The 11,353-nt window shown below is 37.7% G+C and carries 9 protein-coding genes; 6 read left to right on the top strand and 3 right to left on the bottom strand.

Going from position 1 to position 11,353, the window contains the following annotated elements; translation table 11 throughout:
- Nucleotides 1-157 precede the first annotated feature (157 nt).
- On the top strand, nucleotides 158-667 hold the full coding sequence (locus QWT87_RS03150) for a transposase (protein ID WP_302713526.1): 510 nt from the start codon (nucleotides 158-160) through the stop codon (nucleotides 665-667).
- A 29-nt stretch (nucleotides 668-696) separates the two neighbouring features.
- Here the strand turns inward: QWT87_RS03150 and infB are convergent, their stop codons facing one another.
- The 3 genes from infB to rimP all read right to left on the bottom strand — a co-directional run bounded on the left by infB (nucleotide 697) and on the right by rimP (nucleotide 5,516).
- Entirely contained in the window at nucleotides 697-3,717 is a 3,021-nt protein-coding gene (gene infB, locus QWT87_RS03145) for a translation initiation factor IF-2 (RefSeq protein WP_302713524.1), read from the bottom strand.
- 80 nt (nucleotides 3,718-3,797) lie between these two features.
- Nucleotides 3,798-5,033 carry a transcription termination factor NusA gene (nusA, locus tag QWT87_RS03140; RefSeq protein WP_076391760.1) on the bottom strand — a complete coding sequence of 412 codons (1,236 nt, stop codon included), beginning with the start codon at nucleotides 5,031-5,033 and terminating at the stop codon, nucleotides 3,798-3,800.
- 15 nt (nucleotides 5,034-5,048) lie between these two features.
- Nucleotides 5,049-5,516 (bottom strand): ribosome assembly cofactor RimP, encoded by a 468-nt coding sequence (gene rimP, locus QWT87_RS03135; RefSeq protein ID WP_185207120.1) that lies wholly within the window; start codon nucleotides 5,514-5,516, stop codon nucleotides 5,049-5,051.
- Nucleotides 5,517-5,734: 218 nt separating this feature from the next.
- Between rimP and QWT87_RS03130 the strand changes: the two genes are divergently transcribed.
- The 5 genes from QWT87_RS03130 (at nucleotide 5,735) to QWT87_RS03110 (ending at nucleotide 11,332) form a co-directional block, all read left to right on the top strand.
- Nucleotides 5,735-7,048 carry a UDP-glucose dehydrogenase family protein gene (locus tag QWT87_RS03130; RefSeq protein WP_302713520.1) on the top strand — a complete coding sequence of 438 codons (1,314 nt, stop codon included), beginning with the start codon at nucleotides 5,735-5,737 and terminating at the stop codon, nucleotides 7,046-7,048.
- 4 nt (nucleotides 7,049-7,052) lie between these two features.
- Entirely contained in the window at nucleotides 7,053-8,132 is a 1,080-nt protein-coding gene (rfbB, locus tag QWT87_RS03125) for a dTDP-glucose 4,6-dehydratase (protein ID WP_302713519.1), read from the top strand.
- A gap of 21 nt (nucleotides 8,133-8,153) precedes the next feature.
- Nucleotides 8,154-9,017 (top strand): glucose-1-phosphate thymidylyltransferase RfbA, encoded by an 864-nt coding sequence (gene rfbA, locus QWT87_RS03120; RefSeq protein ID WP_302713517.1) that lies wholly within the window; start codon nucleotides 8,154-8,156, stop codon nucleotides 9,015-9,017.
- Between the two features lie 176 nt (nucleotides 9,018-9,193).
- A complete protein-coding gene (locus QWT87_RS03115; RefSeq protein ID WP_302713515.1) occupies nucleotides 9,194-10,042 on the top strand; it encodes an ABC transporter permease in 849 nt (282 codons plus the stop codon).
- Between the two features lie 33 nt (nucleotides 10,043-10,075).
- The gene (locus QWT87_RS03110; RefSeq protein ID WP_302713513.1) at nucleotides 10,076-11,332 is read left to right on the top strand and encodes an ABC transporter ATP-binding protein; all 1,257 of its coding nucleotides are present in this window, start codon (nucleotides 10,076-10,078) and stop codon (nucleotides 11,330-11,332) included.
- The last annotated feature ends 21 nt before the right edge of the window (nucleotides 11,333-11,353 follow it).

Genomic DNA, 11,353 nt, shown 5'->3' with positions numbered 1-11,353 from the left:
AAAAATGGCAAAAAAACGTTGTTGGTCTTGTTCAAGCCTAGAGGTAATTCGTTGGGGAAAACAAAGATTTAAATGTAAAAATTGTGAGATTTTATTTACTCAAAACAGAACGGAACAACGAATTAAAAATCGTTTTATCTGGTTCAAAAAATGGGTATTGGAAAGGCAGACCTACAAAACGCTTTGCAGAGACAGCGGTTATTCGAAAGATACTTTGCAGAGAACATTTTATACCATTTTAGAGCAGTCTCCTACCTTAAAGATCATCAAACGGAAAAAGGTGAATTTAAGAATGGATGCAACTTATTTTGCTCAGTTCTGTTTAATTGCTTATCAGGATGATTTTGATGGATATACACAGCTTATCCGTTTTACCGATGGAGAACATTATGAAGAAATCAGGGAAGATTTAAACAATCTTTTACGATTGTGCGTAAAACTGGAAAGCATTACTACAGATGGACATAAAAGCGTTTTGAAAGCCATAAATAAATCTGACGGAGAGATCATTACTCAGAGATGTCTGGTTCATATTCAGAGAATGTGCCTGATCTGGCTCACAAAGTTTCCTAAACACATTGCCGGTCAGGAACTTAGAAAACACGTTAAAATATATCCTGAATTTCACCAACTATTTTTCAGTACATTACCTAAAAAAAATGGCTGAAAAATTCCAGCCATTTTTATCTTACTTTTTTACTTCAACTTCTTCTTCACAGCAACTTCTTCATAAACTTCAAGAATGTCGCCCTGTTCAATATCATTGTAGCCTTTCAGGTTCAATCCGCATTCGTAACCTTTTGTTACTTCTTTTACATCATCTTTGAAACGTTTTAAACTTTCAAGTTCACCATCGAATTTCACGATACCATCTCTTAGCAAACGTACCTTAGACTGTCTGGTAACTTTTCCGGTAAGAACCATACAACCTGCAATGGTTCCCACTTTAGAAATTTTGAATACTTCACGAATCTCAACATTACCGATAACCTGCTCCTGAATTTCAGGAGAAAGCATCCCTTCCATTGCTTCTTTTACCTCATCAATCGCTTTGTAGATTACAGAATAGGTTCTGATCTCAATTTCTTCACGGTCTGCAAGATCTTTTGCATTAGCTCCGGCTCTTACGTTGAATCCGATAATAATTGCATCAGATGCTGCCGCTAAGTTGATATCAGATTCTGTGATCTGTCCAACACCTGAGTGAAGGATTTTCACGCTGATCTCTTCTGTTGATAATCTCTGTAACTGATCAGAAAGTGCTTCTACCGAACCATCCACGTCACCTTTTAGGATAATATTCAATTCCTTGAATTCTCCTAAAGCAATACGTCTACCCAATTCTTCAAGCGTCGTATGTTTTTTGGTTCTGATGGAAAGCTCTCTCTGAAGCTGCTCTCTCTTGTTGGCAATCGCCTTACCTTCACTTTCATCAGCGTAAACACGGAATTTGTCTCCAGCTGTTGGCGCTCCGTCCAGACCTAAAATAGTTGCCGGGATTGAAGGACCTGCTTCTGAAAGATTTTTACCTCTTTCGTCAAGCAAAGCTTTTACTTTACCATGGTTTTTACCAGCTACCACATAATCACCAACTCTTAAAGTTCCGGTTTGTACCAACATAGTTGCTACATAACCTCTACCTTTATCCAGAGAAGCTTCAATAACTACTCCGTTTGCAGCACGATCAGGATTTGCCTTTAATTCAAGTAATTCAGCCTGTAATAAAACTTTTTCAAGCAATACATCGACATTGTTACCAAATTTAGCTGAAATTTCCTGCGCCTGAACATTTCCTCCCCATTCTTCTACCAAAATATTCATTCCGGAAAGCTGCTGACGGATGTTATCAGGATTCGCATTCGGCTTATCAACCTTATTGATTGCAATAATCATTGGAACTCCTGCTGCCTGTGCGTGAGAGATTGCTTCTTTGGTCTGAGGCATTACATCATCATCCGCAGCAATTACGATAATTGCAATATCGGTAACCTGTGCACCTCTCGCCCTCATCGCGGTAAAGGCTTCGTGACCCGGTGTATCTAAGAATGTAATTCTTTGTCCATTTTCCAGTTTCACGTTATAAGCACCGATGTGCTGAGTAATCCCTCCTGATTCACCAGCAATTACATTGGTTTTTCTAATGTAATCCAGTAATGAAGTTTTACCGTGGTCTACGTGACCCATTACCGTTACGATCGGAGCTCTTGGAAGAAGATCTTCTTCATTATCAATTTCATCTTCAGAATCTGAATCTTCAAGATCTGCATCAGAGAATTCTATTTTATAACCAAATTCATCAGCTACCAGCAATAAGGTATCTGCTTCAAGTCTTTGGTTCATGGTAACCATTACACCTAATGAGAAACAGGCAGAAATTACTTCTGTAGGAGACACATTCATTAAACTTGCCAATTCACCAACCGTGATGAATTCCGTTACTTTTAGTGTTCTGTCTGCCGCATCAATTTCCTGTTGACGTTCGTCCTGCTCTCTACGGAAGTTTCTCTTATCTTTTCTGTGCTTAGCAGATTTAGATTTACCTCCTTTATTTGTTAATTTTTCAAGGGTTTCCTTGATCTGGTTTTTAACTTGTTCATCCGTTAATTCAACAGGCATTGTTCTTTGACCCGGTCTGTTACCTCCTTGTCCGCCTCTGTTGAATCCACCTCTGTTTCCACCTTGTCCACCCTGACCTTGAGGACGGTTTCCTTGTCCGCCTTGGTTATTTCCAAAACGGTTTCCACCTTGACCTCCCTGTCCTTGAGGACGGTTTCCTTGTCCACCCTGACCTTGTGGACGGTTTCCTTGTCCGCCCTGGTTATTTCCAAAACGGTTTCCACCTTGACCTCCCTGTCCTTGTGGACGGTTTCCTTGTCCCTGATTATTTCCTCCTTGTTGATTATTGTTTCCACCCTGCTGATTTCCTCCGCCCGGTTTCTCAATTCTCTTTCTTTTCTTTTTAGCTCCCGCTCCAGGTTTAGGAGCAAACTGAGTTAAATCGATTTTTTCTCCAACGATTTTAGGACCATCAAGTTTTTGATAAACTGTTTCAATTTTTTGTGGTTCCTGAGATTCCTCTTCTGCTTTTGCAGGTTCAGCTGGTTTTTCTTCAACTGGTTTTGCAACCGGTTTTTCAGCAACAACGGGCTGCGCAGCTTCCTTCACAGTTTCTGTAGGTTTAGCCACAGGTTTTTCTTCTTCTTTTTTCTCTTCCGCTTTTGGTTTATCTTTTTTCACAGGTCTGTTTCTGGATTCGATCTGGGAAAGATCTATTTTATCCAAAACTTTAAATTCCTGTTTTTCAGGAGTTGCTTTTACTTCAGGAGCAGGCGCAACTTCTTCTTTTTTCTCTTCCACCACAGGTTGCGGTTTCGGAGCCGGAACTTCTTCAGCTTCAGGCTTTTTAGGCTCTAGATCTATTTTACCTAAAATTTTAGTTTCCGGTTTGTTAGCTTTAGCTCTTATTACTTCAGGGGTTTTCTTTTCTTCAATTTCCAGCTTTTCTTCCGGAACTTTCGTGATTACCACCTCATGGGAAGCTTTACGTTGCTCGCCGTCCTTGGCAAACTCAGCCTCCAATGCAGAATATGCCGCTTCTTCTAATTGAGCGTTAGGATTGCTTTCAACCTCGATACCCTTAGCTTGTAAAAATTCTACTAATCTGGACATCGAAATATTGAATTCCTTAACCGCTTTATTTAATCTAATTTTTGGCATCTATATTATTTACTATTTTTTTTAATTCTTAAAATTAAAGTATTTCTTTTTTACTGTTTATTAAAATTTATTTACAAATCTTAATCTTCGAATTCTTCTCTCAGAATACGTTTCACTTCTTCAATCGTTTCCTCTTCAAGGTCAACCATATTCAGTAAGCTTACAGTTTCCTTGTCTAAAACTGATTTTGCAGTAGTAAGACCTACTTTCTTAAATTCATCCAAAATCCACTGCTCGATATCATCATTGAACTCTGTAAGCTCAACATCATCATCTTCGCTGGATTCTCTGTGTACATCAATCTCATAACCTGTCAACCAAGAAGCAAGTCTGATATTCTGACCCTGTTTTCCGATTACCTTAGAAATTTCTTCAACCGGAGTGTATACTAAAGCGTATTCCTGCTCCTCGTTGATGTCAATTTTATTGATGGTAACATTTCCTAAAGCTCTCTTCACCAAAATCTCAGGGTTTTTAGACCACTGAATAACATCGATGTTCTCATTTCTCAACTCTCTTACAACGCCGTGAATTCTGGATCCTTTTACTCCTACACAAGCTCCTACCGGATCTATTCTGTCGTCGTAAGCATCTACTGCAATCTTCGCCTTTTCTCCAGGAATTCTTACTACTTTCTTAAGCATAATAGTTCCGTCCTGAATTTCAGGGATTTCCAGCTCTAATAGTTTTTCTAAGAATTTAGGTGCAGTTCTGGAAATAATAATCTGCGGTTTTGAACCTTTGAAATCTACTGTTTCAACAATAGCTCTGATATTCTCACCCTTTTTAAAGAAATCGGATGGAATCTGATTTTCTTTAGGCAAAATGAATTCGTTCCCCTCATCATCCAGCAAAATCACGTGCTTATGACGGATATGGTGGATCTCTCCTACTACAATCTCCCCGATTCTGTCTTTAAACTGCTCGTACAACATGGCATTGTTGTGCTCCTGCAATTTTGTAGCCAAGATCTGCTTCAGGGTAAGAATATTTCTTCTTCCCAACTGTGCAACAGGAATTTCCATCGTAAAATCTTCTCCCACTTCAAAAGTAGGGTCAATTTTCTTAGCTTCAGAGATCTCGATTTCCAAATCATCATCTTCAGACATTTCGTCCTCCACGATCGTTTTATTTAAAAATATCTGAAAATCTCCTTTATCAGGGTTTACAATCACATCAAAATGATCATCCGAATCATATCTTTTTCTCAAAAGTGTCTTCAGAGAATCTTCAATAATTGCCATAAGATCAATCTTACTGATCCCTTTTTCGTCTTTAAAATCACCGAAGGATTCAATCAACGCTATATTGTCCATTTATTCTTTTTTCTTTTAAAATTTAATTGTTACTAATGCTTTCTTAATCTCAGAGTACGGAATTTCTTTTTCCTCCTCCACATCCACTTTTCCTTTACCGATGTCTTTCGGCTTGCGGTAACGCAGGATGAGTGTGATCTTTTCTTCATCTACTTTTGCCAGTTCGCCTTCCGTTTTGGTAGAGTCATTCAGTAAAATTTCAATTTCTCTTCCGATATTTTTTGCAAACTGTCTCGGAGTTGCCAAAGGCTCGCTTAATCCCGCAGACATTACCTGTAAGCTGAAATCATGCTCTTCCCGATCCATATTAAATTCAATCGCGCGGCTTGCATCAAGGCAGTCCTGTAAAGAAACACCGTTGTCACCATCCAAAATCACGGTGATGTCATCCCCCGCAGAAATCTTTAAATCGATTAGGAATAAATCTTTTCTGGTCTCGAGGAATTCATGTAATAATTCTTCAATTCTTTTTCTAAACTCCATAAAATATATAAAATCCTGATGTACGGTACGAAAAAAGGCTTTCTTGCGAAGGCCTTCCCATTTTTTCCGTAAATCCACTGCAAATATACGAATTTTTATTAAAAAAGCAAAACATCTTATTATCAACAGGATATGTATTGCTCATTTACCGGAAATTAAAGACGGGCGTGATGGTATTTTTAGTATTTTTGTGGTTGAATTTTTTAAAAACATACATTTTGAATATTACTATTGTAGGAACAGGTTATGTAGGACTGGTTACAGGAACCACTCTGGCAGAGCTTGGCAATTCAGTATACTGTGTAGATATTGATGAAAAAAAAGTAGAAGGTATGAAAAACGGCGTAGTTCCCATCTATGAGCCGAATCTTGAAGAAATGTTCCTGAGAAATATACAGGCTGAAAGATTATTTTTCACAACCAATCTAAAAGAAGCTCTGGATAAGAGCGAAGTTATTTATTTAGCCTTACCGACTCCTCCCGGAGAAGACGGTTCCGCCGATCTTTCCTATGTACTGAAAGTGGCGAACGATATTGGCGAAATGATGACGGAATACAAAGTTATTGTCAATAAAAGCACCGTTCCCGTAGGAACAGCCGATAAAGTACATGAAGTTATCGCTTCAAAAACGCAGATTCCTTTTGATGTGGTTTCCAATCCTGAATTTTTAAGGGAAGGTTTCGCAGTGGAAGATTCCATGAATCCTGCAAGAGTGGTTGTTGGAGCAAGTTCTGAAAAAGCACAGGAAATTATGGCTAAAATTTATCAGCCATTCACCAACACCGGAGTTCCTATTATTTTTATGGACGAAAAATCTTCTGAGCTCACAAAATACGCAGCCAATTCATTCTTGGCAGTAAAAATTACTTTCATGAATGAAATTGCCAATTACTGTGAAAAAGTAGGCGCTGATGTAGACAAAGTGAGGCTTGGAATGGGAAGTGACGACAGAATCGGGCATCGGTTTTTATTCCCGGGCATCGGATATGGAGGAAGCTGTTTTCCGAAGGATGTGAAAGCATTGATAAAATCCGGAAAGCAGGAAGATTTTAATTTTCAGATTTTAGAAGCGACAGAAAATGTAAATATTGCCCAAAAAGTAATCCTTGTTTCGGAGATTGAAAAGTATTTCGGAGGAAATATCGAAGGAAAAACGATCGCAATGTGGGGATTAGCCTTCAAAGCGAATACCGATGATATTCGCGAGGCTTCTTCTTTAGACAACATTGCGTTACTTCTGGAAAAAGGAGCAAAGATTGTTGCTTATGATTCGGTTGCAGAAAACAACGTAAAAAAAATATTAGGCAACAAAATTCAGTACGCAAAAAACATGTACGAAGCTCTGGACAATGCAGATGCTTTGTTTATCGCCACAGAATGGCCGGAATTCAAAAATCCGAATTTCGAACTGATGGCAAAAAGAATGAACAATAGGGTAATTTTCGATGGACGAAATATGTATCCGCTGGAAATTCCTGAGCAGAATGGTTTTTATTATAAAAGTATAGGACGTAAAACAGTTTTAAATTAATCAGATGAAAAATATAATCATCACAGGCGGAGCCGGCTTTATCGGTTCGCACGTGGTAAGAGAATTTGTAAAAAATAATCCTGAAACAAAGATCATCAACCTTGATGCACTTACATATGCAGGAAATCTGGAAAATCTTAAGGATATCGAAAACGAACCTAATTACGTTTTCGAAAAAGCCGACATTACAAAACCTGAAGAACTTAGAAAAGTCTTTGAAAAGTACAATCCAGATGCTGTTGTGCATTTAGCGGCTGAAAGTCATGTAGACCGAAGCATAACGGATCCTATGGCATTTATTAATACCAACGTGAACGGAACCGCCAATCTCCTGAATCTTTGCAAGGAATTCTGGACGTTAAATCCGGATCATACACACGGAAGATTTCCGGATGAAAAAAGAACCCACTTATTTTACCATGTTTCTACAGACGAAGTATATGGAAGTTTAGGCGAAACAGGTTTTTTCTTAGAAACCACAGCTTATGATCCGCAGTCTCCGTATTCGGCTTCAAAAGCGGCTTCAGATCATTTGGTAAGAGCTTACGGAAATACTTACGGAATGCCGTTTATCATTTCAAACTGCTCAAATAATTACGGTCCGAATCATTTTCCGGAAAAGCTGATTCCTCTTTGTATTTCGAATATTATTAACGAAAGACCTTTGCCTATATACGGTGACGGAAAATACACAAGAGACTGGTTATTTGTTATTGATCATGCCAAAGGAATTCATCAGATCTTCAACGAAGCCAAAACCGGAGAAACGTATAATATCGGAGGCTTCAACGAATGGCAGAATATCGACTTGGTAAAAGAATTAATCAAGCAAATGGATGCTAAATTAGGCAGAGAAGAAGGCTACTCTGAAAAATTAATCACTTTTGTAAAAGACAGACCGGGACATGATAAAAGATATGCTATTGACGCTACAAAACTTAATTATGATCTCGGATGGAAACCTTCTGTAACCTTTGAAGAAGGTTTGGCAAAAACCATCGACTGGTATCTTGAAAATAAAGAATGGCTGGAACACGTAACGAGCGGAGATTACCAGAAATACTACGAAAAACAGTATCATTAAAAATTAAACACAGATTAACCGATGAAAGGTATCATTTTAGCCGGAGGTTCCGGAACCAGACTCTACCCTCTTACCATCGCTGTCAGCAAGCAGTTAATGCCTGTTTACGACAAACCGATGATTTATTATCCTCTTTCTACATTGCTATTAGCAGGAATTAAAGATATTTTAATTATAACAACGCCACACGATCAGGAAGGCTTTGTAAAATTATTAGGAGACGGATCTCAGATTGGATGCAATATAGAATATGTGGTTCAGCCAAGTCCGGATGGTCTTGCACAGGCTTTTATTCTGGGAGATCAGTTCATTGGAAATGATGCGGCCGCCTTGGTTTTGGGTGATAATATTTTTTACGGCTCAGAAATGGGAACTTTGCTTAAAAACAAAACCAATCCGGATGGAGGTGTTGTTTTCGCGTATCACGTTTCAGATCCTGAAAGATATGGCGTTGTAGAATTTGACGATAATCTTAAAGCCGTTTCAATAGAAGAAAAACCTTTACAGCCGAAATCAAATTACGCTGTTCCCGGATTATACTTTTACGATAATGAAGTGGTTGAAATTGCAAAGAACATTCAGCCCTCCGCGAGAGGAGAACTGGAAATCACTGATGTAAATAACGTATATCTTCAAAAAGGAAAACTGGAAGTTGGTGTTCTCGACAGAGGTACAGCATGGCTGGATACGGGAACTTTTGATTCTTTAAACGATGCTTCTGAATTTGTAAGAGTAATCGAAAAGAGACAGGGCTTCAAAATCGGCTGTATTGAAGAAATTGCTTTCAGAAATAAATTCATCAACGAAGAAAAATTACTCGAAACCGCAACCAAATACGGAAAAAGTGGTTATGGAGAATACCTGAAAAAATTAGTCAGTAAATAATCGGCTAAATTAATACATTTTAAAACTATTGGCTTTATAGCTGATAGTTTTTTGTTCATAACGACAAATATTTATATATTAGTTGATATTTTCTTAATTTAAATGAATAATAATTCATAATAAATAAAAAAGGGAATCAATTAAATAGTATAAATTTGCATTAAAATTTTACACAGATGAATGACCCACAGCAAAAGTGGACAGAAACTATTGAAACCCAGCATTCTTTATTCGACTTAAAGCTTAAAGAAGTATGGCGGTACAAAGATCTTGTCTATATGTTTGTAAAAAGAGACTTTGTTTCCAGTTTCAAGCAAACCATTTTAGGACCAATCTGGTTTTTCATAAATCCAATTTTAACGACAATTGTTTATTTGGTTATTTTTGGAAAAATAGCCAACCTTCCGACTGATGGAGCGCCACAGTTGCTTTTCTATCTCGCAGGAGTTACCCTTTGGAATTATTTTTCATCCTGTCTTTTAGGTACATCCTCAACTTTTGTGGGCAACGCCAGTATTTTCGGAAAAGTATATTTTCCAAGATTGGTTACTCCATTATCTATTGTGATCTCAAATCTTATGCGTTTCGGCGTACAGTTTTTACTTTTTATCATTGCTTGGTGTTATTATTTATCGAAAGATGAAATACATCCAAACATTTGGGTATTGGCAACTCCTCTTTTAATTATTTTGATGGCATTATTTGCTTTGGGAGTGGGAATGATCTTTTCAGCGCTCACTACGAAATATAAAGACCTTACAATGCTTCTGGGATTTGGAGTAAGCTTATATATGTATGCTACGCCGGTTATATATCCCACCTCAGCTTTACCTGGTGGTTTTAAAAAACTTTCTCTTTATAATCCTTTAACCGGAATCTTTGAGTGTTTTAAATATGCTTGGCTTGGCGTTGGAGATTTTTCGCCATTAATGCTGGGAATCAGCTCAGTAATCATCGTTATACTCTTGGCTGTAGGTATTGTAATTTTCAATAAGATTGAAAAGACCTTTATGGATACCGTTTAAAAATCTTTTTAACATTTTTAATCATAAGAAAATATGCTCGCTCTAAAAGCAGAAAACATATCAAAACAATACCGTCTCGGACAAGTCGGAACAGGAACTCTATCTCATGACCTTAACCGTTTTTGGCATAAAGTAAGAGGGAAGGAAGATCCTTATTTAAAAATTGGTGAAGCAAATGACAGAACCGCAAAAGGAAAATCTGATTATGTATGGTCTCTACGTGATATCAATTTTGAAATTGAACAGGGTGATGCCGTAGGAATCATCGGAAGAAATGGAGCCGGAAAATCCACTCTTCTGAAACTTTTAAGCAAAGTCACAAAACCCACAACCGGAAAAATTTATACCAATGGCAGAATTGCCTCTCTTCTGGAGGTAGGCACAGGTTTTCATCCGGAAATGACGGGTCGGGAAAACGTTTACCTTAACGGAGCTATTCTTGGGATGACAAGAAAAGAAATTACACGAAAATTCGAAGAAATAGTTGATTTTTCGGGAGTGGAGAGATATATAGATACTCCCGTTAAAAGATATTCTTCAGGAATGTATGTGCGATTAGCATTTGCGGTTGCAGCACACCTTGAATCAGAGATACTAATCGTTGATGAGGTTCTGGCTGTTGGTGACGCAGAATTCCAGAAAAAATGTCTTGGAAAAATGGGCGATGTCACGAAAGGCGAAGGAAGAACGATTCTGTTTGTAAGCCATAATATTACAGCCATCAAAGAATTGTGCAATACCGGCATTTTACTTGAGAAAGGAAGCATGATCGCAAGAGATGATATAAACCGATGTATTATAGAATATCAGAAGAATAGTGACATCAGATCTTTTTACCATTATTCTGAAGACAACATTAAGCTTGAAAATGACAAGATTTTGGTAAAATCTTATGAGGCAAAGCCTATTAACGGAGACATTATAAATATTAAATCCGGAGTTAGCATCATTGTTACTTTTATGTCTAAACTTGAAGATGTAGATATTGATCTTTCCTTTTTTTTAAAAAACAGCCACGACCTTACTGTAATGAGTACAGGCTTAATGGTTAGCAATAATAGAAATTCCGAAAAAGGAGATTATACTATTAGCTTTGAGATTCCTCCCTACACAATAAACGAAGATTCCTATTACTTCGATTTTTTCTGGGGGGTGAATAGAGAAGATATTGCCTTCAGAACTCAGCTGTTTGGGTTTGAAGTTAACGGAATGCAGAATCAGTTTGGAGAAATTATAAAATCTCCCGGCATTTTATTTCCCCGCATTACCCACACAGTTGAAAGAATATAAAAAGACTCAGATAAATTTAAC

It is taken from the genome of Chryseobacterium urinae (genome assembly GCF_030518295.1).
Taxonomy (GTDB): Bacteria; Bacteroidota; Bacteroidia; order Flavobacteriales; family Weeksellaceae; genus Chryseobacterium; species Chryseobacterium mucoviscidosis.
This window is presented reverse-complemented; position numbering and strand designations above follow the sequence as displayed.